The sequence below is a fragment of the Thiomonas islandica genome, assembly GCF_055383445.1.
This window is the reverse complement of record NZ_AP042391.1, coordinates 1,093,150-1,113,917: the sequence shown is the minus strand read 5'-3', so window position 1 is coordinate 1,113,917 and position 20,768 is coordinate 1,093,150. Positions and strand designations below refer to the sequence as shown.

At 65.1% G+C, this 20,768-nt stretch carries 21 protein-coding genes; 2 read left to right on the top strand and 19 right to left on the bottom strand.

The genetic code is table 11. From position 1 onward, the window contains the following. Window positions 1-42 precede the first annotated feature (42 nt). Complete coding sequence (gene argS / locus ACZ47F_RS05340; protein ID WP_464926251.1) at window positions 43-1,797, bottom strand: arginine--tRNA ligase; 1,755 nt, start codon at window positions 1,795-1,797, stop codon at window positions 43-45. Between the two features lie 152 nt (window positions 1,798-1,949). On the opposite strand from argS, the gene ACZ47F_RS05335 reads away from it, so the two are divergent. Beyond that, window positions 1,950-2,327, top strand: coding sequence for a PsiF family protein (locus ACZ47F_RS05335; RefSeq protein WP_464926250.1), 378 nt, complete (start codon window positions 1,950-1,952; stop codon window positions 2,325-2,327). Window positions 2,328-2,425: 98 nt separating this feature from the next. On the opposite strand, the gene ACZ47F_RS05330 is transcribed toward ACZ47F_RS05335, so the two are convergent. From ACZ47F_RS05330 to ACZ47F_RS05285, 10 genes are all read right to left on the bottom strand, one after another. Then, a complete protein-coding gene (locus ACZ47F_RS05330; protein WP_464926249.1) occupies window positions 2,426-3,565 on the bottom strand; it encodes a septal ring lytic transglycosylase RlpA family protein in 1,140 nt (379 codons plus the stop codon). 217 nt (window positions 3,566-3,782) lie between these two features. Continuing rightward, on the bottom strand, window positions 3,783-4,217 hold the full coding sequence (locus tag ACZ47F_RS05325) for a F0F1 ATP synthase subunit epsilon (RefSeq protein ID WP_464926248.1): 435 nt from the start codon (window positions 4,215-4,217) through the stop codon (window positions 3,783-3,785). Between the two features lie 233 nt (window positions 4,218-4,450). Beyond that, window positions 4,451-5,866: a F0F1 ATP synthase subunit beta gene (gene atpD / locus ACZ47F_RS05320; RefSeq protein ID WP_464926247.1), complete on the bottom strand. Its 1,416-nt coding sequence runs from the start codon at window positions 5,864-5,866 to the stop codon at window positions 4,451-4,453. A 58-nt stretch (window positions 5,867-5,924) separates the two neighbouring features. After that, window positions 5,925-6,803 (bottom strand): F0F1 ATP synthase subunit gamma, encoded by an 879-nt coding sequence (gene atpG, locus ACZ47F_RS05315; protein WP_464926246.1) that lies wholly within the window; start codon window positions 6,801-6,803, stop codon window positions 5,925-5,927. A 64-nt stretch (window positions 6,804-6,867) separates the two neighbouring features. Continuing rightward, window positions 6,868-8,409 (bottom strand): F0F1 ATP synthase subunit alpha, encoded by a 1,542-nt coding sequence (gene atpA, locus ACZ47F_RS05310; protein WP_464926245.1) that lies wholly within the window; start codon window positions 8,407-8,409, stop codon window positions 6,868-6,870. Between the two features lie 16 nt (window positions 8,410-8,425). After that, a complete protein-coding gene (locus ACZ47F_RS05305) occupies window positions 8,426-8,965 on the bottom strand; it encodes a F0F1 ATP synthase subunit delta (RefSeq protein ID WP_464926244.1) in 540 nt (179 codons plus the stop codon). A gap of 12 nt (window positions 8,966-8,977) precedes the next feature. Next, window positions 8,978-9,448: a F0F1 ATP synthase subunit B gene (locus tag ACZ47F_RS05300; protein ID WP_464926243.1), complete on the bottom strand. Its 471-nt coding sequence runs from the start codon at window positions 9,446-9,448 to the stop codon at window positions 8,978-8,980. 56 nt (window positions 9,449-9,504) lie between these two features. Continuing rightward, window positions 9,505-9,753 (bottom strand): F0F1 ATP synthase subunit C, encoded by a 249-nt coding sequence (atpE, locus tag ACZ47F_RS05295; RefSeq protein WP_013107156.1) that lies wholly within the window; start codon window positions 9,751-9,753, stop codon window positions 9,505-9,507. Between the two features lie 55 nt (window positions 9,754-9,808). Further along, window positions 9,809-10,663, bottom strand: a complete 855-nt coding sequence (gene atpB, locus ACZ47F_RS05290; protein ID WP_464926242.1) for a F0F1 ATP synthase subunit A — start codon at window positions 10,661-10,663, stop codon at window positions 9,809-9,811. 49 nt (window positions 10,664-10,712) lie between these two features. Then, entirely contained in the window at window positions 10,713-11,189 is a 477-nt protein-coding gene (locus ACZ47F_RS05285) for an ATP synthase subunit I (protein WP_464926241.1), read from the bottom strand. 277 nt (window positions 11,190-11,466) lie between these two features. Here ACZ47F_RS05285 and ACZ47F_RS05280 point away from each other — a divergent pair, with 277 nt between their 5' ends. Beyond that, window positions 11,467-11,913: a CopD family protein gene (locus tag ACZ47F_RS05280; protein ID WP_464926240.1), complete on the top strand. Its 447-nt coding sequence runs from the start codon at window positions 11,467-11,469 to the stop codon at window positions 11,911-11,913. Here ACZ47F_RS05280 and waaF read toward each other — a convergent pair. From waaF to gspD, 8 genes are all read right to left on the bottom strand, one after another. Further along, window positions 11,867-12,976, bottom strand: coding sequence for a lipopolysaccharide heptosyltransferase II (gene waaF / locus ACZ47F_RS05275; RefSeq protein WP_464926239.1), 1,110 nt, complete (start codon window positions 12,974-12,976; stop codon window positions 11,867-11,869). The genes ACZ47F_RS05280 and waaF overlap by 47 nt on opposite strands. Before the next feature lie 29 nt (window positions 12,977-13,005). Beyond that, window positions 13,006-13,206: a zinc-finger domain-containing protein gene (locus tag ACZ47F_RS05270; protein WP_464926238.1), complete on the bottom strand. Its 201-nt coding sequence runs from the start codon at window positions 13,204-13,206 to the stop codon at window positions 13,006-13,008. A 32-nt stretch (window positions 13,207-13,238) separates the two neighbouring features. Next, window positions 13,239-14,174: a branched-chain amino acid transaminase gene (locus ACZ47F_RS05265; protein WP_464926237.1), complete on the bottom strand. Its 936-nt coding sequence runs from the start codon at window positions 14,172-14,174 to the stop codon at window positions 13,239-13,241. Between the two features lie 74 nt (window positions 14,175-14,248). Further along, entirely contained in the window at window positions 14,249-14,746 is a 498-nt protein-coding gene (gene tpx, locus ACZ47F_RS05260; protein ID WP_464926236.1) for a thiol peroxidase, read from the bottom strand. Between the two features lie 96 nt (window positions 14,747-14,842). Further along, window positions 14,843-15,757, bottom strand: coding sequence for a 5'-nucleotidase (locus ACZ47F_RS05255; protein ID WP_464926235.1), 915 nt, complete (start codon window positions 15,755-15,757; stop codon window positions 14,843-14,845). Between the two features lie 9 nt (window positions 15,758-15,766). Continuing rightward, window positions 15,767-16,981: a type II secretion system inner membrane protein GspF gene (gene gspF, locus ACZ47F_RS05250; RefSeq protein WP_464926234.1), complete on the bottom strand. Its 1,215-nt coding sequence runs from the start codon at window positions 16,979-16,981 to the stop codon at window positions 15,767-15,769. A 19-nt stretch (window positions 16,982-17,000) separates the two neighbouring features. Beyond that, the gene (gene gspE / locus ACZ47F_RS05245; RefSeq protein ID WP_464926579.1) at window positions 17,001-18,425 is read right to left on the bottom strand and encodes a type II secretion system ATPase GspE; all 1,425 of its coding nucleotides are present in this window, start codon (window positions 18,423-18,425) and stop codon (window positions 17,001-17,003) included. A gap of 20 nt (window positions 18,426-18,445) precedes the next feature. Beyond that, window positions 18,446-20,746, bottom strand: coding sequence for a type II secretion system secretin GspD (gspD, locus tag ACZ47F_RS05240; protein ID WP_464926233.1), 2,301 nt, complete (start codon window positions 20,744-20,746; stop codon window positions 18,446-18,448). Window positions 20,747-20,768 lie beyond the last annotated feature (22 nt).

The following is a 20,768-nucleotide window of genomic DNA, read 5'->3' as shown; positions in this document are numbered from 1 at the left end:
TGCGACAGGAGCAGGTCGGTGAACTGGGTGAGGATGCGGCGATCACATGCGCAGCGGCGCGCTTACCCCCAGGACGGTCAGCGCATTGTGCATCACCTGCCGCACCGCGCGCAGCAGCCGCAGCCGCGCGTGGCGCAGCGGCAAATCTTCGACCAGCACGCGCTCCGCGTTGTAGAACGCATGGAAATCGGCCGCGAGGTCGCGCAGGTAGAACGCCACATGGTGCGGCGCGAGTTCCTTCGCCGCCGCAGCGAGCACCTGCGGGTACTGCGCCAGATTCAACAGCAGCGCACGCTCGCGCGGCGCGCTGAGCAGGCTTAGGTCGGCGGTGTCCAGCAGCGCGGGCTGCGCCGCATCGTGCGGGGCGCGCGCGGCCCATTGCTCGAACACGGAGTTCACCCGCGCATGCGCATACTGCACGTAGTACACCGGGTTTTCGTCGGTCTGCGCCAGCGCCAGATCGACATCGAACACGAATTCGGTATCGGCCTTGCGCGACACCAGAAAAAACCGCACCGCATCACGGCCCCGCTGCAGCGCAGCAGCGCGCGCTTCTTCGGTCATGTCATCGACGACACCGCCCGACCATTCGATCAGATCGCGCACCGTGACATAGCTGCCGGCGCGCTTGGAAATCTTGACCTCCTGCCCGCCGCGCATCACGGTGACCATCTTGTGCAGCACATAGTCGGGATAGTCCTTGGGGATACCCAGCCCCACGGCCTGCAGGCCGGCACGCACCCGCGCGATGGTGCCGTGATGGTCGGAGCCCTGGATGTTCACCGCGCGGCGGAAACCGCGCTCCCACTTGGTCAGGTGATAGGCCACGTCCGGCACGAAGTAGGTGTAGGTGCCGTCGGACTTGCGCATCACACGGTCCTTGTCGTCGCCGAAGTCGGTGGTGCGCAGCCACAGCGCGCCGTCCTGCTCGTAGGTATGGCCAGACTCGCACAGACGCTGCACCGTGGCCTCGACCCGGCCCTCGGTATACAGGCTGGATTCGAGGTAATAGCAGTCGAAGCGGATTCCGAAAGTCTTGAGGTCGAGATCCTGCTCGCGGCGCAGATAGGCCACGGCGAAGCGCCGCACATTGTCCAGATCGTCGGCATTGCCGCTGGCAACCACTTCCCGGCCCTGATCATCGGGCACCGCCTTGCGCGCCAAAAAATCCCGGGCGATGTCGGCGATGTAGTCGCCGTTGTAGGCCGATTCGGGCCAAAGCGCATCGCCGGGCTGCAGCCCGCGCGCCCGAGCCTGCACCGACAGCGCCAGATTCTGGATCTGCGCCCCGGCGTCGTTGTAATAAAACTCGCGCTGCACCGCCCAGCCCTGCGTGGCCAGCACTGCGGCGATCGCATCGCCCAGCGCGCCCTGACGTCCGTGGCCGACATGCAGCGGTCCGGTCGGATTGGCCGAGACAAACTCGACCAGAATGCGCTGGCCCGCACCCGCGGCGGATCGCCCGAAGTCCGCGCCGGCGCGTTCGATTTCAGTCACCACCTGCTGCAGCACCTGGGGTTGGAGGTGGATATTGATGAACCCCGGCCCGGCGATGTCGGTTCGAACAATCCCGGCGGCCAGGGTGGAATCAGACAGCAAGGTTTCAACGATCTGCTGCGCCAGTTCGCGCGGGGGGCGCCCGAGCGGCTTGGCCAGCTGCATGGCCAGATTGCTCGCTAGATCGCCATGCGCCGCACTGCGCGGCCGGCTGAGCTCGGTAGTGCCGCTGAAGTGCGGCTGCAGCGCGGCGGCAATTTTTTGCAGCGCGGCGGTCAACCGCGCGGTGAATTCGATCATTATGGTGGTGTCGTGATTGTGCAAACAGCGCATTTTATGGGCCCAAACCCAGACATCCTGCACACACGACTGTATGGTGTAATGACTTGTCGGTCTTGCCGATGAAGCATGAACTCAATCGTTGTTCAACCACCACAACACTTGGAGTGAAGATGAAAAAACTGATCGCAACCCTCGGTCTGGCTGTCGCCGTCCTCACCATGCCGCTGCTGGCGCAGGCACAGGCTACCGCGCAGCAAAGTCGCATGGCCCAGTGCAACAAGGAAGCCACCGGTAAGACCGGTGAGGCGCGCAAGGCATTCATGAAGGAATGCCTGGCCGCCAAGCCAGCGGCCGAAGCCGCCAAACCCGCAGCTGCCAAGGAACCGACCAAGCCCGCGGCCAAGGAACCGGCCAAGTCTGCTGCCACCGGCAAGCAACTCACCCCGCAACAGGAAAAGATGTCGTTCTGCAGCAAGGACGCCAAAGCCAAGGGCCTGAAAGGCGAAGAGCGCAAGAAGTTCATGAGCGAGTGTCTGCGCAAGAAGTGATCCTGCGCACCGCCCAGTGCGTCTCCACGCGCCAGGCCATGCCCGCAAGCGCACCCCTTGGGGTGCGCTTTTTTTGCTCGACCGCCGGCAACGGCGTACTACTGCTGCACCACCGAATACTGCGTCAGGCCCAAGGTCTGGAGCTTTTGTAGCAGCGCCCTGTCGGGACCGCCCGTCAACGGTCCGATCTGCACCCGGTAAAACATCTGACCGCGGATGTAGCCCGGCACGACCAGCACATTGGCAATGCCCGCAGCCTGCAAGCGTGCCCGCTCCGCCTGGGCATTGGCCTCTAGCGTGAACGCGCCGGTCTGTACAAAGGTCTGGGGCGCGGCGGACAGGTCGGATTCTGCCGGCATCGCAGCTGGCACTGGAGCCGTGTTGCCGGGCAGGCCGGGCGCAAGTTGGGGCCATGTGGCCAGCGCCAGGCTGGACTGTCGTGCAGAAGGGTCAGGTGCGGTCGCGGCAGCTGGCGGCGTGGACGGTAATGGCGGCAACACCGCGACCTCGATCGGCGGCTGCGCAGGCGCACTCGGTACGCTTGCCTGCGCCACGGGCTGGGCAGCGAACTGCTGCGTTGCAGCAGCCGAATCCTGCTCTGCTGCCAGTGCGATCTGGTCCTGCTGGGAGGCGCGCACGCGGTTTGCCATTTGCGGCGCATCCAGCGCAGCCAGCTGCAACGGCGCGTTGGCGCCGTCCGGCAAGGCGACTACGCGAACCCGCGCGGTGCCTGTGCGGGTGATGCCCAGTGCAGCCGCCGCCCCCATCGACAGGTCGAGCAGGCGGCCGCTGACGAACGGGCCGCGGTCGTTGACCAGGACCAGGGCGCTCAGGCCATTGTCCAGATTGGTCACCTGCACACAGGTCGGCAGGGGCAGCACGCGGCTGGCAGCAGAAAAATCGCGCGGGTTGAACCGTGTGCCCATCGATGTGGTCGATCCGGACTCCCATCCATACCAGGAAGCGATACCGACTTCGTCATAGCCCTGCGCGCTGCGCAGCGGCGTGTAGGTGCGGCCGTTGACGGTGTAGCTACGGTTGTACGCCGCGCGTGGATTGGGTGGCGGCGCGTGGCAGCCCGATTGCGCATTGATCACCGAAGCGCTGTCGACGGAGCGCGGCGGCGCACTGGCGCAACCGGCCAGCGCCAGGCTCAGTGCAGCGCCGGCGCAAAGCAGGCTGGCGCGCAGATTCGGTGGTCGGCCACCGATCTGTTGCGCAGCGGACATCTCGTGCATCGCAAGTCCCTACCCGTTCCTCTTGCCGAATAGATCGTAGCGAGTTGTCGGCACTGCGCGATGACTGTCGCAGGTCGCACCGGGTGGCGAAACACATGCCCGGCGCACCGTTGAACAAGAGGAGGAACGGATTCCTGCACAGCCGTCCGGCTCGGCTGTGCAGACGCTGCCACGCGCCTTTCGGTGAATGACGGCTGGCGTGCGTTACGACGCCGAATCAATGTCCGCGACCGCGCAGGCGGCGAATCGCGGCAAGCTGGGCGGCGAGCATGGCCAGTTCGCCTTCGACCACCGCAATGTCCTGCTTTTCCTTGGCATGCGCGCGTGCCTCTTGCGCAGCCTTGAGTGCTTCACTGGCCTTGGCCTCGTCGAGATCCTTGCCGCGGATTGCGGTGTCAGCCAGCACGGTCACACGCTTGGGCTGGACTTCGAGAATGCCACCGGCGACGAAAATGAATTCTTCCTTGCCGCCAGACGCGTTGACGTCGGCCAGTTCGATGCGCACCGAGCCAGGCTTGATGCGCGTGATCAGCGGCGTATGACCGGGAAGAATACCCAGTTCTCCCGACTCGCCAGGCAAGGCGACGAAGCGGGCCTCACCGGAAAAGATGGACTCTTCTGCACTGACGACGTCGACGTGGATGGTATTCATGGCTTCTATCCGGAACGTGATGCGGTTGCTGTAAGCGGCTGCTGCCAGGTGGTGCAGCCGCCGCGCGGGCTCACCTCAGAAGTTGTGAATTTTTCTGCTGCGCGGTCCGCTAGCCGTAAAGCGCGGTGCTCGGGTCTGGCCGATCCGATGGATCTGTCTCAGCCCTGCGCGCCATGCGCATGGGCAGCAGGCCGCGCGCGACGAAATCTTCACAACTTCTCAGGTTTCCGGTCTCAGTTGAGTTTCTTGGCCTTCTCGAACGCTTCGTCGATGGTGCCGACCATGTAAAACGCCTGCTCGGGCAGTGCGTCGCACTCGCCGTTGACGATCATCTTGAAGCCGCGAATGGTCTCCTTCAGCGGTACATACTTGCCAGGCGAACCGGTGAACACCTCGGCGACGTGGAAGGGCTGCGACAGGAAGCGTTGGATCTTGCGTGCACGGGCCACGGCCAGCTTGTCCTCTGGCGAGAGCTCGTCCATGCCGAGAATCGCGATGATGTCGCGCAGTTCCTTGTACCGCTGCAGGATGCCCTGCACCGCGCGAGTGGTGTTGTAGTGCTCCTCGCCGATGATGTTGGGGTCGATCTGCCGGCTGGTCGAGTCCAGCGGGTCAACCGCGGGATAAATGCCCAGCGAGGCGATGTCGCGGCTGAGCACCACGGTGGCGTCGAGGTGGTTGAACGTGGTCGCAGGCGACGGGTCGGTCAGATCGTCCGCAGGCACGTACACCGCCTGGATCGAAGTGATCGAGCCGGTCTTGGTCGAGGTGATGCGTTCCTGGAGCTTGCCCATTTCCTCGGCCAGCGTGGGCTGGTAGCCCACCGCGGAAGGCATGCGGCCGAGCAGCGCCGAGACTTCGGTCCCGGCCAGGGTGTAGCGGTAGATGTTGTCGACGAAAAATAGGATGTCACGCCCCTCGTCGCGGAAACGCTCGGCCATGGTCAGGCCGGTCAGCGCCACGCGCAGGCGGTTGCCCGGCGGCTCGTTCATTTGGCCGAACACCATGCCGACCTTGTCGAGCACGTTCGACTCCTTCATTTCGTGATAGAAGTCGTTGCCCTCGCGGGTGCGCTCGCCCACGCCGGCGAACACCGACAAACCCGAGTGCTGCTTGGCGATGTTGTTGATCAGCTCCATCATGTTGACGGTCTTCCCCACGCCAGCACCGCCGAACAAGCCAACCTTGCCCCCCTTTGCAAATGGGCAGACCAGGTCGATCACCTTGATGCCGGTTTCGAGCAGATCGACAGAGGGCGACAGGTCGTCGAACTTGGGCGCGGTCTGGTGGATCGAGCGGCGCTCGTCGGTGGCGATCGGGCCTGCCTCATCGATCGGGCGACCCAGTACGTCCATGATGCGGCCGAGTACCGCGGGCCCCACCGGCACCTCGATCGGGCGACCCGTGTTGTTGACCCGCATGCCGCGACGCAGGCCGTCGCTGGCACCCATGGCGATCGTGCGCACCACGCCGTCGCCGATCTGCTGCTGCACTTCGAAGGTCAGCCCTTTTTCCGCCAGGCTGTGCTCGTTGTCGTCTGCCAGAACCAGGGCGTCATACACCTTGGGAATGGCGTCGCGGGGAAATTCGATGTCGATCACAGCGCCGATGCACTGCACGATCTTGCCTTGCGCTTGAGCCGTCGTCATATTGCTCTCCAATGATTTGTATTCGGTTGGCCGGGTTGCAGGTCGGGGATCGACCTCATCAAACCGCGGCGGCTCCGCTCACGATTTCCGAAAGTTCCTTGGTGATGGCGGCCTGCCGGCTCTTGTTGTAGATGAGCTGCAACTCGCCGATCACGCTCTTGGCGTTGTCCGAGGCCGATTTCATCGCCACCATCCGCGCCGATTGTTCGCACGCCATGTTCTCGGCCACGGCCTGGTAGATCAGCGCCTCGATGTAGCGCACCAGCAGCGCGTCGATCACCGGCTTGGCCTCCGGCTCATAGATGTAATCCCAGCTATGGGACTTTTCCTCGCCGGCCCTAGCCTCCAGTGCGTGCGCCGGTAGCGGCACCAGCAGTTCGACTTCCGGCGCCTGCTTCATGGTGTTGATGAAGCGGCTGAACGCCAGGTATACCGCGTCGATCTTGCCGTCCTGATACGCGTCAAGCATGACCTTGACCGGCCCGATCAGCTTGTCGAGGTGCGGCTTGTCGCCAAGCTGGACCGCGTGGGACACGATGTGCATGCCCAATCGTTGCAGGAACTGCAGGCCCTTGTTGCCGATGGCGCAGCAGTCGACCTCAACACCGGCGGCCTGCCATTCCTTGATCTTGCCCAGGGCCAGGCGGGTGATGTTGGTGTTGAGCCCGCCGCACAGACCTTTGTCTGTGGTCACAAGGATGAGGCCAACGCGCTTGATCGGCGCGCGGGCGACCAGAAAGGGATGGGAGTACTCGGGGTTGGCCTGCCGCAGATGCCCGGCGATGATCCGCACGGTATCGCCGTAGGGGCGCGCTGCGCGCATGCGTTCCTGCGCCTTGCGCATCTTGGACGCGGCCACCATTTCCATCGCCTTGGTGATCTTGCGCGTGTTCTGCACGCTCTTGATCTTGACGCGAATTTCTTTCATTCCAGCCATTGGTTTGCTCCTCGGTCAGGCCAGCAGTCCGCGGGACTTGCTGTCCTGCCCGTCATGGAATGAATCAGTACGCACCGGTCTTCTTGAACTCGGCGATCGCTTCCTTGAGCTTGGCCTCGTCGTCCTTGGACAGATCCTTGGTCGACTCGATGCTTTGCACCAGGTCGGCGTGCTTGGTCTGCAGGTGATCGTGCAGACCCCTCTCAAACGGCAGCACCTGCTTGACATCCAGATCGTCCAGATAGCCGTTGTTCACCGCATACAGCGACGCAGCCATCTGCCAGACCTGGAACGGGTGGTATTGCGGCTGCTTGAGCAGCTCGACCACGCGGCGGCCACGCTCGAGCTGCTTGCGGGTTGCTTCGTCGAGGTCGGAGGCGAACTGCGCAAAGGCCGCAAGCTCGCGGTACTGCGCCAGGTCGGTACGGATACCGCCGGAGAGCTTTTTGATGATCTTGGTCTGTGCCGCGCCACCGACGCGGGACACCGAGACGCCTGCGTTGATCGCAGGACGCACGCCGGCGTTGAACAGGTCGGTCTCGAGGAAGATCTGACCGTCGGTGATCGAAATGACGTTGGTCGGCACGAACGCGGAAACGTCGCCGGCCTGCGTTTCGATGATCGGCAGTGCGGTCAGCGAACCGGTCTTGCCCTTGACCTGCCCATTGGTGAATTTCTCGACATAGTCGGCGCTGACCCTGGCGGCGCGCTCGAGCAGGCGGCTATGCAGGTAGAACACATCGCCGGGATAGGCTTCACGGCCCGGCGGACGGCGCAGCAGCAGCGAGATCTGACGATATGCCCAGGCCTGCTTGGTCAGGTCGTCGTAGATGACAAGGGCATCCTGGCCGCGATCACGGAAGTATTCGCCCATGGTGCAGCCGGCATATGGAGCCAGATACTGCATGGCCGCAGAATCGGACGCCGAGGCGGCGACGACGATGGTGTATTCCATCGCGCCAAACTCCTGCAGCTTGCGCACCACGTTCGCAATGGTCGATGCCTTCTGCCCGATGGCGACATAGATGCAGATCAGGTCCTTGCCCTTCTGGCTGATGATGGTGTCGACTGCTACGGCGGTCTTACCGGTCTGGCGGTCGCCGATGATCAGTTCGCGCTGGCCGCGGCCGACCGGCACCATCGCGTCGATGGCCTTGATCCCGGTTTGCACCGGCTGCGACACCGATTGGCGCCAGATCACGCCCGGGGCGATCTTTTCGATCGGATCGTGCTGCTTGGTGTTTACCGGTCCTTTACCGTCGATCGGTACACCCAGGGTGTTGACCACACGCCCGATCAGCTCGGGCCCGACTGGCACCGACAGGATTTCACCGGTGCACTTGACGGTATCGCCTTCGGAAATGTGCTCGTAAGCCCCCAGAATCACCACACCGACCGAATCGCGCTCTAGGTTGAGCGCCAAGCCATAGGTGTTGTTGGGGAATTCGAGCATTTCGCCCTGCATCACGTCGGACAACCCGTGTACACGGGCGATGCCGTCGGTCAGCGACACCACCGTGCCTTCGTTGCGAATGTTGGCGCTGGCGCCCAGACCTTCGATGCGGCTCTTGATGAGTTCGGAAATTTCTGCGGGATTGAGTTGCATGGGAGCCTCTAAAGACTTAAGCGGTGAGAGCGACTTTCATCTGCTCCAGCCGGGCGCGAACCGAGGTGTCGAGCACTTCGTCGCCAACGGCGACGCGCACCCCCCCGATCAGCGAGGGATCGACCTGCACGGTGGCATGCAGCTTGCGGCCGTACTTGCGCTCGAGTGCCTGCATCAGATCGGCAAGCGCCTCGCCCTCAAGGGGAAACGCGCTCGACACCACGGCCTCGACCTTGCCTTCGGCCTCATCCTTCAGCGCGCGGAACTGGCCGGCGATTTGCGGCACGGCGGCAAGGCGATGGTTCTCGGCCAGCGTGTGAACCAGGTTGCTCAGCACCGACGGGACGGTGCCGGGCAAGGTAGCCAGAATCAGCTCAGCCAGTTGGTGCGCGCTGACCTTGGGGCTGCCGATCACCTCGCGCAGCGCAGGGGATGTGGCGATCTGGGCAATCTGATCGAGCAGATCGGCCGCCTGCCCGGTGGACACGCCGGTGTCGCGCACAGCGGCAAAGGCGGCTTCGGCATACGGACGGGCGATGGTGGCGAGTTCAGCCATGGGACGCTCCGATCACAGCTCGGCCTTGAGCCGGTTGAGCAGATCGGCATGCACCTGCGGGTTGATCTCCCGGCGCAGGATGGCCTCGGCCCCCTTGACCGCCAGCGCCGCAACCTGGTCACGCAGTTGATCGCGTGCCTTGGCCGCCTGTTGTTCGGCCTCGGTCTTGGCCTGCGCCACGATGTTGGCGCCGATTTCCTCGGCCTTCTTGCGCGCCTCTTCGATCAGGGCCTGCGCGCGACGCTCGGCATCCGCCAGACGCGATGCGCTTTCCTGGTGCGAACGGGCCAGCTCTTCCTCGACCTTGCGGTTGGCCGAGGCGAGCTCGGCCTTGGCACGATCGGCGGCGGCCAGGCCGTCGGCGATTTTTGTTGCGCGCTCATCGAGCGCCTTGGTGATGGGTGGCCACACGAATTTTTTCGTGAACCACGCCAGCAACAAGAACACGATGATCTGCGCAATGAGTGTTGCGTCCAGATGCATGGCGCTAACCTTTGCTTCAGATGAATGAACGGTTCGTCGAAAACATCAGGTGATGCTTACTTCAACACGAACGGGTTGGCGAAGGTGAACATCATGGCTAGACCCACACCGATCAGGAACGCAGCATCGATCAGGCCGGCCAGCAGGAACATCTTGGTCTGCAGTTCGTTCATCAGCTCGGGCTGACGCGCCGCGGATTCGAGGTACTTGCTGCCCATGATGCCAATGCCGATACAGGCACCATTGGCGCCCAGACCAATGATCAGACCAGCGGCCAGTGCGACATATCCGAGAACGTGTTCCATGCTTGCTCCTAGTGAGTTAAAGGGATGAAAGGAAAAAGAAAGGGGGTGCTGAAACTCAGTGATGGTCATGCGCCTGGCCGATATACACCAGGGTCAGCATCATGAAGATGAACCCCTGCAGCACAATGACCAGCATGCTGAAGATCGACCAGGCCAGCCCTGCGGCGATGTTGCCGAAGAACAGCGCCCAGCCGGTGAGACTGCTTAGCCCGGCCGCACCCATCAGCGCGATGATCATGAACAGGATCTCTTCGGCATACAGGTTACCGAACAGCCGCATGCCGTGCGAGAGCGTCTTGGCCAGATACTCCAGAATCTGCATCGCGAAGTTCAGCGGCCACAACAGAAAGTGATTGCCGAACGGCGCGGTAAACAGCTCATGCACCCAGCCGCCGATGCCTTTGATCTTGATGCCGTAATACAGGCTGAGCAGCAGAATGGTGATGGACATGCCCAGCGCGATCGACAGATCGGCAGTGGGCACCACACGCAGATAGACATGCTCCGGATTCTCGCCGCCGTGCATCATCTGCCACAGGCGCGGTAGCAGATCGACCGGCAGCAGGTCCATCGCGTTCATCAGCACGATCCAGACGAACGAGATGAAGGCCAGCGGCGCAACGAATTCGCGCGATTTGGCATTGCGCACGATGCCGCGGGCCTGTTCGTCGACGAATTCGACCAGGAATTCGACCGCGGCCTGCATGCGCCCCGGCTTACCGCTGGTCATGTTCTTGGCCACACGCCACAGCACATAGCATGCAATCACACCCAGCAGCACGGAAAAGATCATCGAGTCGATATCGATGATGCCGAAATCGACCACACCGGCACGTGGACCGCTAGTCCAGTGGGTCAGGTGGTGGACGATGTACTCGCCTGCAGTGACAGTGTGTTGTTCTACGGACATGGTCGACGATGAATTTGGAGTGCCGCCTGCGCGACACGAGACGAACGGATCAGGTTGCGCAACTGGCCTTTTTGCCCCGCAAGATCAGCGCGACCCAGTACACCTGCAGGGTCGCAACGATCGCGATCAGCATCACCGCCCAGTTCAGCGGCTGCACGATGCGCGGCGCAAAGAACAGCAGCACGATGGTCAAACCGATCTTGAGCAACTCACCCAACGCAAAGCCGTACACGGCCACGCCGGGCTTCAATCTGGACAGCCAGCGCTGGATCGACAGCGCGAACAGCGCCGACGGCAGGGCGATGGCACCAGAACCGTACAGCGCGGAAAACACCACCGACCACTGGCCAGCGGCAAAGAGCCCACTGACCAGCGCAACGATCAGGCCCACGATCAGTTGCAGCCCCACCACGCGCCACACCGAAATCTGTGGTTTGCGCAGCAGCAGGCTTTGCACCTCGGCGCGGGTCAGCGGCGGCGCAGCCGGGGTGTCTTGCTGGTCTTCCCAGGGATCGGTGGATGACACGGCGGAGCTCAAGGCAGGTCGTCTGGTTGGCCAGGCTGGGCCTGAAGAAAAAAGGAAGTCGGCTTGCAGGCCCGCGGAGGGCTATACCGCGCAAGCCGCAGGGCTTGTTGCGCTGGGTAACAATTCACCCGCAGGTCAAACGGCAAAAGTATAAGGGAAAGTCGATGCGGCGCCAGCGTTTTTGTTGCGCGCACGCTTAAGATTGTGCCGGGTCAAGTTGCTTGCCAGGGTTTGCATCCATCTGGCGGACGCAGTGCACGACTTTCGGGAACGATCGATGAATGCTTTACTGGTGTTTCTACATCTAGTCGCAGCCATGCTCTGGATGGGCGGCATGGGGTTCGTCCTGCTCGCCATGCGCCCTGCCGCGCGGGCGACGCTGCAAGCGCCGGCGCGGCCACAGCTGGTGCTGCTGAGTCTGCAGCGGTTCTTCGTGCTGGTGTGGGCCAGTATCGCCACCATCCTGATCACCGGGCTGATCCTGCTGCTGCAGGTCGGCCTGGCCCGCGCGCCCATCGGCTGGCATGTCATGTTCGGTATCGGGCTGCTGATGATGGCGGTGTTTGCGCATCTTTTTTTCGCTCCGTTCCGGCGCGCCCGGCGCGCGGCTGCGGCGCAGGACTGGCCTGCGGTGGGCAGCGCGCTCGACAGCATCCATCCGCTGGTGGTGCTGAATTTCACCCTGGGCTGGATCGCGATTGCGGCGGTGGTGTTTCTGCACTGAGCAACGGCGCCAACGTATCCCACGCGGCCTCAGGCGTGATCTGCTGCAGGCAATTCAGATGCCCCAGTGGGCAGGTGCGGGCGAAACAGGGGCTGCAGTCCAGCTGCAGCCACAGCGTGGTGCTGCGGTGGACTGCAGGCGGGGTGTGGCGCGGGTCGGTCGAGCCGTAAATGCCTAGGGTCGGGCGGCCGAGCGCGGCCGCGACATGCATCAGCCCGGAGTCGTTGCTGACCACACCGCTGCTACTGGCGAGCAGGGCGATGGCCTCGTCCAGCGTGGTGGCGCCGCATAGGTCGATCGCTCCGGCGGCCTGCGCGGCAATGGCCTGCCCCGCGGCGGCATCACGCGCGGTGCCGAGCACGGCAACCGCATATCCGGCGCGCTGTGCGAGCGCAGCCAACGCGGCATAGTGACCGACCGGCCACTGCTTGGCAGGGCCATACTCGGCGCCGGGGCACAGCGCGATCCAGCGCCTTGGCAGGCCCAAGCGCTGGCGCGTTGCGTGCGCTGCGTCGTCCGCGATCGTCAGAGTCGGCTCGGGCACCGCTCCCACGAGGCCGCCAAAGTCGGCAGTTGCCAGCGCGGCGTAGTGCAGCCGCATGTCGGGGCGCGCAGCCAACGGCGCTGACGGGATGCGGCAGGACAGCGGCGACAGCGCCATCGGCTCGGCCTGCCGCAGTGTGCTGCCCAAGGCATCTGTGCGGATGACATCGGTCAGCAGCAGGCCGCGGGCCTCGCCCGCGTGGCCGATGCGCCGCGCGATGCCCGCCAGCCACGGCACCAGCCGCGCCTTGAGATTGTTGCCCAGGACATAGGCCCGTTCGAACCGCCGTTGGCGCAGCTGCGTGGCAAGACGCCAGCGCAGTGCGAGGTCGAGCTTGCCGTGCGTGAAGGGGGCTTCGATCGCCTCGATTACGCCGGGCATGGCCCGCAGCACCGGCGCCACGGACGGCATGCCCAGTGCGGTGATCTGCTCGCCCCGCGCGGCGAGCAGGGCGACCAGGGGTTGCGCCATGACCGCGTCGCCGACCCACTGCGGCGCGATCAGCAAGACGCGGGGCATGCGCGGCGGCTGCGAGCAGGCGAGCGCCTTCAGTGGCCGCGCACCACTTCGCCCGGCGCCAGGCGGTAGCGCGTGCCGCAGTAGGGACAAGCCACCTCGCCGTGCGTGACGTCGAGGAACACGCGCGGGTGGCTGCTCCAGATCGGCATGTTCGGGTTGGGGCAATAGGCGGGCAGATCCTTGGCCTTGAGTTCGACCACGGGCATGTCAGGTTTGAGAATGGCGCTCATGTGCAGAGGGTGCGGTCAGGATAGCGGCCGGTTCAGACCACGGTCAGCCAGTCGGCATACTTGGGATTGCGCCCGCCGACGATGTCGAAAAAGGCCTTCTGGATGCGCTCGGTGATCGGCCCGCGCTGCCCGGCGCCGATGCTAACGCCGTCGAGCTCGCGGATCGGCGTGACCTCGGCGGCGGTGCCGGTGAAAAACGCCTCGTCGGCGATGTAGACCTCGTCGCGAGTGATGCGCTTTTCCTTGATGGTCAGACCCAGATCCTCGCAGACGGCAAACACCGTCTTGCGGGTGATGCCGTTGAGCGCGCCGGAAGACAGGTCGGGGGTATGGAGCACGCCGTCGCGGACGATGAAGATGTTCTCGCCGGCGCCTTCACTGACAAAGCCCTGCGGGTCGAGCAGCAGCGCCTCGTCGTAGCCATCGGCGGTGACCTCGAGGTTGGCGAGGATGGAGTTGGTGTAGTTGCTCACCGCCTTGGCGTTGACCATGGTGATGTTCACGTGGTGCCGGGTGTAGCTGCTGGTCTTGACGCGGATGCCGCGCTTCATGCCCTCTTCGCCGAGATACGCACCCCAAGGCCAGGCGGCGACCATCAGATGGATGGTGTTGCCGCGCGGCGAAACTCCCAGCTTTTTGTCGCCGATCCAGGTCAGCGGCCGGATGTAGCAGGAGTCGAAGCCGTTGGCCTTGACCACGTCGATCTGCGCCTGCATCGCCTGCTCAAGGGTGAAAGGAATCTGCATGCGCAGGATTTTGGCGCTGTTGAACAGCCGCTCGGTGTGCTCGCGCAGACGGAAGATGGCCGTGCCCTGCTCGGTCTTGTAGGCGCGCACGCCCTCGAACGCGCCGCAGCCGTAATGCAGGGTGTGGGTCAGCACGTGGACCTTGGCATCGCGCCACTCGACGAGCTGGCCGTCCATCCAGATTTTGCCGTCGCGATCGGACATGGAAGTGGGCATGACCATGATGGGTTGTCTCCGGGAGGTAAAGGCGTCATTTTAGGAACTCCGCGGCGGCGCCCCGCCGCGCGAGCCGCCGCTCACAGGACGGCAAGTGCGGCGTCGTAGTTGGGCTCGTGCGCGATTTCGTTCACCAGCTCGGTGTGCAGCACGGTGTTGTCGCGATCGAGCACCACCACGGCGCGGGCGCACAGCCCAGCCAGCGGCCCGGCGGCAATGCCCACACCATAATCGCGGGCGAAGCTGCGGTCGCGCATTTCGGAGAGGTTGATCACCTTGTCCAGACCCTCGGCGCCGCAGAAGCGCGCCTGCGCGAACGGTAGGTCGGCGGAGATGCACAGCACCACGGTATCGGGCTTTTCAGAGGCGCGGGCATTGAAGGTGCGTACCGATTGCGCGCAGGTGGGGGTGTCGATCGACGGGAAGATGTTGAGTACCTTGCGCTTGCCAGCATAGTCGGCCAGGGTGCGGTCGACGAGGTCCTTGTCGGTCAGACGGAAATCGGGCGCTTTGCTGCCCTTGGCGGGCAGTTCGCCGCTAGTGGGTACCGGGTTGCCGTGCAGGTGGGTGGTGGCCATGCGAGTCTCCTTGGTTAGGGGTCAACGAATGCGTAAAGTCATGGTAGACGCGGTGCCGCTTTTTTTCAGGCGCTTGGGTGGTCTGCCCAGCCGCGCTCAGCGCTTGTGCGTAACCTCGGCATGGACCTGCCCTGCGGGCACGTGACGCGCAGCGGACTGCACATGGCCGGCCTGATCGTCGAAGAAGAAGTCGGGCTGGAAAGCACGCAGGAACGGGCCCTTGTCCAGACCACCGAGGAACATGGCCTCGTCGACCGTGATGTTCCAGTGCATCAACGTGCGGATGGCGCGTTCGTGCGCCGGGGCGCTGCGCGCGGTGACCAGTGCGGTGCGCAGCCGCATACGGGTGGAGCCGTCGGCGCTGGCCCGCTGCAGGCGGTGCAGCGCCTCGAGCAGCGGCTTGAACGGCCCAGGCGGCAGCGGCAGCGCGGCCTTGCTGGCTTCGTGTTGCTGAAACGCGGGCAGTCCTTCGGCCTGGAACACGCGCTCGGCCTCGTCGGAAAACAACACGGCGTCGCCGTCGAAGGCGATGCGTACTTCGTCGGGATGTGCCTCGGACGCCCGGGCCGAGTCGGGATAGACCTGCGCTGCCGAGTAGCCGGCGTGCAGCGCGGCGCGCACATCGTCCGGATTGGCCGACAAAAATAGATTGGCCCGCAGCGGCGGCAGGTAGTGAAACGGCGCTCGGCCGCGGGTGAACACCCCGCGCTCGATGGGCGTGCCGTGATGCTTGGCGGAATGAAACACGCGCAGACCGGACACCGGGTCGTTGCGCGACAGCAGCACCACCTCTACCCGGTCGCGCTGTGCATCGCTGGTGTTGAACGCCAGCAGCTTGCGCACCAGCTGGAAGGCTACACCGGGGGCCGCGGGCTGCTCCAGACGCTCGAGCTGCAGACGCATATAGGCCGCGTCATCGGCCTGCTCGAACACGCGGTTTTCTTCCTCAAAATCGAACAACGCGCGCGAGGAAATCGCCACGATGAGACGGTCGCTGAGGTCTGCAGGCATGACGCGGGGCTATTTGACCAGGTTGTTCATCTGAATGATGGGCATCATCACCGCCAGCACGATCAGCAACACCATGCCGCCCATCACCAGAATGAGCAGCGGCTCGAGGATGGTGGTCAGCGTCACGGCGCGGCGCTGCACTTCCTGCGCGTGCTGGGCGGCGGCGCGCTCGAGCATCTGTGGCAAGGTGCCGGTCTGCTCGCCCAGGCGGATGAAGGTGATGAGCACAGGCGGAAAGCGCTTGTGCAACGCCAGGGCCTGCGCCAGCGAGGCGCCCTCGCGCACCAGTGCGATGGCCTCCTGGGCGTCGGCCTTGAGCACGCCGTTGCTCAGGGTGTCGGTTGCGGCCTGCAGCGCGCGCAGGATGGGCACGCCTGCGGCGCCGAGGATGGCCAGCGTGCTGGCAAAGCGCGCGGTGTTCAGCCCGCGCACCAGCCGCCCGAACAACGGGCTGCGCAATAGAGCGCCGTCGAACGCCAGCCGGGGCCCGGGCAGTTTCATCGCCTGCGCAAAGCCGATCGCGCCGATCACCGTCAGCGCCAGCAGCAGCCAGCCCCAGGCGCGCACGAAGTCGGACACCTTGATCAGCCCGACGGTCAGCAGCGGCAGGGTCTGATGCGCCCCCTGGAACACCCCGACCACCTGCGGCACTACATAGGTCAGCAGCATGATGACCACGGTGATGGCCACCAGCACCACGATGGCCGGATAGGCAAAAGCCTGCACCAGTTTGCCGCGCAGCGCCTGGCGGTCTTCGAGGTAATCGGCCAGCCGTTCCATCACCAGGCCGAGATCGCCGCTGTCCTCGCCGGCGTTGACCAGCGCACGGTAGATCGCGGAGAACTCGCGCGGATACTGCCCCAGCGCGGCGCCGAAGCCGTGTCCGGCGCAGACCTCGCTCTTGAGGTTGGACAGCAGGTTGCCGACTTCGGCACGGTCGGCATCGTCGGCCAGCGCGGCCAGCGCCTTTTCCACCGGCAGGCCGGACACGAGCAGCCCGGCCATTTGGCGGGTGAACAGGGTGAGCTCCTGGCTGTTGAACACCCGACGTGCGAACCGCCGCGGCCCGGTCTGCGTCGCCTCCTCGAATATGCCATCGACCTGCAGCGGGATCAGGCCGCGGCTGCGCAGCAGGGTGCGCGCGCCGCGGGCGCTGTCGGCTTCGAGCACGCCGGACTGCTCGGTGCCGGCGTTGTCCAGGGCGGTGAAGCGGTAGGCGGGCATGGGATGTCGCAGGACGGGTTCAGTCGCGGGTCACGCGCAGCAGCTCGGCCAGACTGGTGATACCGCGGTCAAGGTAGCGCTGGCCGTCCTGGCGCATGGTGCGCATGCCCGCGGCCTGCGCCAGCCGCCGCAGTTCGGCCTCGGCGGCGCGCTCGTGGATCGCCGCGCGCAGGGTATCGTCCACTTCGAACAGTTCGAACACGCCGGTGCGGCCGGTGTAGCCGGTGTGGTTGCAGGCCGGGCAGCCCACCGGCACGAAGCCCTGGCCGTCCGGTGCGGCGGCCTTGCACGCTGGGCAGAGCTGGCGCACCAGCCGCTGCGCCAGCACGCCAAGCAGCGAGGAGGCGAGCAGAAACGGCTCGACACCCATGTCGGTCAGGCGGGTGACTGCGGAAATCGAGTCGTTGGTGTGCAGGGTGGCGAGCACGAGGTGGCCGGTGAGCGAGGCCTGGATCGCGATCTGCGCGGTCTCGAAGTCGCGAATCTCGCCAATCATCACCACGTCCGGGTCTTGCCGCAGGATAGCGCGCAGCGCGCGGGCGAAGGTGAGGTCGATGCGCGGGTTGACCTGCGTCTGGCCGATGCCAGGCAGGTCGTACTCGATCGGGTCTTCGACCGTCATGATGCTGGTCGTGCTGGCGTCGAGCCGGGTCAGCGCCGAGTACAACGTCGTCGTCTTGCCGCTGCCGGTCGGGCCGGTGACGAGCAGGATGCCGTGCGGGGCGCGGATCAGCGCGTCAAAGCGCGCGAGCGTGTCGGGCGCCATTCCGACGGCGCGCAGGTTGAGCTTGGCCGAGGATTTGTCGAGCAAACGCAGCACCGCACGCTCGCCGTGCGCGCACGGCAGCGTGGACACACGCACGTCGATGGTGCGCCCGCCGATGCGCAGCGCGATGCGTCCGTCCTGCGGCAGACGCTTTTCGGCAATGTCGAGCTGCGAGAGGATTTTGATACGCGAGATCAGCGCGCCGTGCAGCGCCTTGTTCGGCCGCACCACCTCGCGCAGGGTGCCATCGACGCGAAAGCGCACGACCGAGATCGTCTCGTACGGCTCGATGTGGATGTCGGATGCGCCTTCGCGCGCCGCCTGTGTGAACAGCGCGTTGAGCATGCGGATGATCGGCGCGTCGTCGGCGGCTTCGAGCAGGTCTTCGACCGCCGGGATATCCTGCATCAGCCGACCGAGGTCGACATCGCCCTCGACCTCGCTGATCACCGCCGCAGCGCTGCCGTCGCGCGCTGCATAGGCCGCGCCGATGCGCGTCTGCAGATCGTCCGCGCTGGTGCGGTGCACCGCGCGCAGCAGGTATTGGCGCTGCACCTCGACCAGCGCCGCCGGGCGCGTGGCTTCGCAGATCCACAGCTCGACGCCGTCGCCGCCGTCCTCGGCGAGCACCGCCTGGTCGCGGCAGAAGGTGTAGGGGAGCGGATAACGCGCGCCCATCATGGTCCCTCGCCGCCGGGCTAGCGCGCTGCAGAGGCCGGCACGACCGGCAGCTGCGGCGCCGCACCGATATCCGGCAGCACCGGCCCCGGCATCATCGGCATGCCCCAGCGCGACGGCAGCTGCGCCTCGTCCTGTAGACCACGCATGGCGTCGTAGCGCTGCTGACTCAGCGCGGTGCCCTGCTCCTGCGTGCGCACCACGAGGGGTCGCAAGAACACCATCAGATCGGTCTTGGTTGCAGTGCGCGAGTTAGAACGGAACAGCGCGCCCAGCCCGGGAATGTCGCCCAGGCCCGGAATCTTGCTGTCGTTGGAGCTGACGTTGTCCTGCATCAGTCCGCCCAGTACGATAGTCTGGCCGTCGTTGACCAGTACCGTGGTCTGGATCGAGCGTTTGTTGGTGATGATGCCCGCAGCGTTGCTGGCGCTGGAGATGCTTGAGACTTCCTGATAGACATCCATCTTGATCGCCCCGCCCGAGGTGATCTGCGGCCGCACCTTGAGGGTCAGGCCCACGTCCTTGCGCTCGATGGTCTGGAACGGCGTGACCGTGGCGCTCGATCCGGTCTGCGCATACTGGCCGGTGATGAACGGCACATTCTGCCCGACCACAATCTTGGCCTCCTCGTTGTCGAGAGTCATCAGATTGGGAGCCGAGAGGATATTGGCGCCATCCTGCGTCTGCAGGAAGTTGGCCAGCAGACCCAGCGTGGCCAGACCCGCGACGTTGTGCAGAATGCCGATGTTCAGGCCATTGGGGATGGCCAGGCTGCCGTTGGCGATTGCGGTGCCTGTTGCCGTGCCACCAGCGGAAATGGCCGCCTGCAAGTTGATGATGTTGGAGCCGCCGGTGCCGAAGTTGCTGCCGCCGTAGATGGCGTTGTTGTTGCCGGCGCTGCCGGCAATGGCCTGCCACTGGATGCCCAGTTGTGCGGCCTTGTTGGCGTCGACCTCGGCGATCAGCGCCTCGACATAGACCTGTGCGCGACGCACGTCGAGCCGCTCGATCACGCGGCGCAACTGCGTGTACACCGGTTGCGGCGCGTTGATGATCAGGGCGTTGAGCGCAGTGTCGGCATAGACCGTGCCGCCCTGCGGCAGGTCCACCGCGGTGTCGCCGCCGCGGGTGGCGAACTCGGGCGCCTGCCCCAGCCCCGGGCTAGCCGCGCCGGAGGCGCCGCCGCCGATCGCCGCCGACGGATTGTTGCCACCGCTCATTGCCTGCACGCCGGCCGGCAGCCGGTTGGTCTGCGGCGCGGCGCCGGCGCTGCCTGCGCCGCCCGGCGCCGCCAACACGCCGCGCAGGGTGCGTGCCAGATCCGCGGCGTTGGCATTGCGCAAATAGACCACGTGGATGTTGTCCTGATCGCTTTGCGGACGGTCCAGACGACGGATCATCTGCTCGATCTCGGCCAGCTGCGCGCCGTTGGTGGCGCGCACGATCAGCGAGTTGCTCGCGTTCTCGGGCAGGATGACTGCGCGCATCGCGCCGCCGCCAGTAACCGCAGCCTGCTGCGCCGCCAGTGTGCCCGGTGTGGCAGCGTTGCCGCTTTGCATGTCGATGAGCTTCTGCAATGTGGGCGCCAGATCGCTGGCTACCGCGTAGGTCAGCGGCACCACGGTGACCTCGGTGCCGGTAGACACATCGAGCGCAGCGATGATGCGGGCGATGCGCTTGAGGTTGTCGGCATAGTCGGTGACCACCAGCGCATTGCCGGAAGGACTGACATTGATGGTGTTGTTCGGCGAAATCAACGGCCGCAGTACCGGCAGCAGGCTGCTCGCCGAGGCATTACGCAACTGGAAGATCTGCGTCACCACCTGATCGCCTCGCCCAGGAACACGCGACGGCTCAAGTCCCACGCCGACCGGGCCGCTCTGCAGCTTGGCATCGGCCTCGGGCACGACCTGATACACGCCGTCGTGCTCGACCACGGCAAAGCCGGCCAGCCGCAGCTGGGTGAGCAGGGCCTGGAACACCTTTTGCGGGCTGACCGGCTTTTCGAACTGGAGGGTGATCTGCCCCTTGACCCGCGGATCGACGATGAAATTGCGCCCAGTCGCCGCCGCCACGGCTTGCACCGCGCTGGCGATGTCGGCGTTGACCAGGTTGATGGTGAGATCGCCATTGGCATTGCGCGTCGCCGCGCCTGCGCTGCCCGCGCGCGACGGCGCCTGCGCCAGCACCGGCTGCACGACCAGCAGCGCAGCCAGCGGCAGTGCCAGCAGCCGGGACAACAGGCCGCGCACGCGGTACGGCGCGGCGCACCGCCCGGCCTGTGCCGCTGTGCGCTGACGGGGTTTCATGTGACGATGCATCGCGGCATTCCTTGGTGTGGGA

Coding starts and splice junctions, on each gene's coding strand:
- argS (WP_464926251.1), bottom strand. CDS start 1,797: ATGATCGAATTCACCGCGCGGTTGACCGCCGCGCTGCAAAAAATTGCC.
- ACZ47F_RS05335 (WP_464926250.1), top strand. CDS start 1,950: ATGAAAAAACTGATCGCAACCCTCGGTCTGGCTGTCGCCGTCCTCACC.
- ACZ47F_RS05330 (WP_464926249.1), bottom strand. CDS start 3,565: ATGCACGAGATGTCCGCTGCGCAACAGATCGGTGGCCGACCACCGAAT.
- ACZ47F_RS05325 (WP_464926248.1), bottom strand. CDS start 4,217: ATGAATACCATCCACGTCGACGTCGTCAGTGCAGAAGAGTCCATCTTT.
- atpD (WP_464926247.1), bottom strand. CDS start 5,866: ATGACGACGGCTCAAGCGCAAGGCAAGATCGTGCAGTGCATCGGCGCT.
- atpG (WP_464926246.1), bottom strand. CDS start 6,803: ATGGCTGGAATGAAAGAAATTCGCGTCAAGATCAAGAGCGTGCAGAAC.
- atpA (WP_464926245.1), bottom strand. CDS start 8,409: ATGCAACTCAATCCCGCAGAAATTTCCGAACTCATCAAGAGCCGCATC.
- ACZ47F_RS05305 (WP_464926244.1), bottom strand. CDS start 8,965: ATGGCTGAACTCGCCACCATCGCCCGTCCGTATGCCGAAGCCGCCTTT.
- ACZ47F_RS05300 (WP_464926243.1), bottom strand. CDS start 9,448: ATGCATCTGGACGCAACACTCATTGCGCAGATCATCGTGTTCTTGTTG.
- atpE (WP_013107156.1), bottom strand. CDS start 9,753: ATGGAACACGTTCTCGGATATGTCGCACTGGCCGCTGGTCTGATCATT.
- atpB (WP_464926242.1), bottom strand. CDS start 10,663: ATGTCCGTAGAACAACACACTGTCACTGCAGGCGAGTACATCGTCCAC.
- ACZ47F_RS05280 (WP_464926240.1), top strand. CDS start 11,467: ATGAATGCTTTACTGGTGTTTCTACATCTAGTCGCAGCCATGCTCTGG.
- waaF (WP_464926239.1), bottom strand. CDS start 12,976: ATGCCCCGCGTCTTGCTGATCGCGCCGCAGTGGGTCGGCGACGCGGTC.
- ACZ47F_RS05270 (WP_464926238.1), bottom strand. CDS start 13,206: ATGAGCGCCATTCTCAAACCTGACATGCCCGTGGTCGAACTCAAGGCC.
- ACZ47F_RS05265 (WP_464926237.1), bottom strand. CDS start 14,174: ATGGTCATGCCCACTTCCATGTCCGATCGCGACGGCAAAATCTGGATG.
- tpx (WP_464926236.1), bottom strand. CDS start 14,746: ATGGCCACCACCCACCTGCACGGCAACCCGGTACCCACTAGCGGCGAA.
- ACZ47F_RS05255 (WP_464926235.1), bottom strand. CDS start 15,757: ATGCCTGCAGACCTCAGCGACCGTCTCATCGTGGCGATTTCCTCGCGC.
- gspF (WP_464926234.1), bottom strand. CDS start 16,981: ATGCCCGCCTACCGCTTCACCGCCCTGGACAACGCCGGCACCGAGCAG.
- gspE (WP_464926579.1), bottom strand. CDS start 18,425: ATGGGCGCGCGTTATCCGCTCCCCTACACCTTCTGCCGCGACCAGGCG.
- gspD (WP_464926233.1), bottom strand. CDS start 20,746: ATGCATCGTCACATGAAACCCCGTCAGCGCACAGCGGCACAGGCCGGG.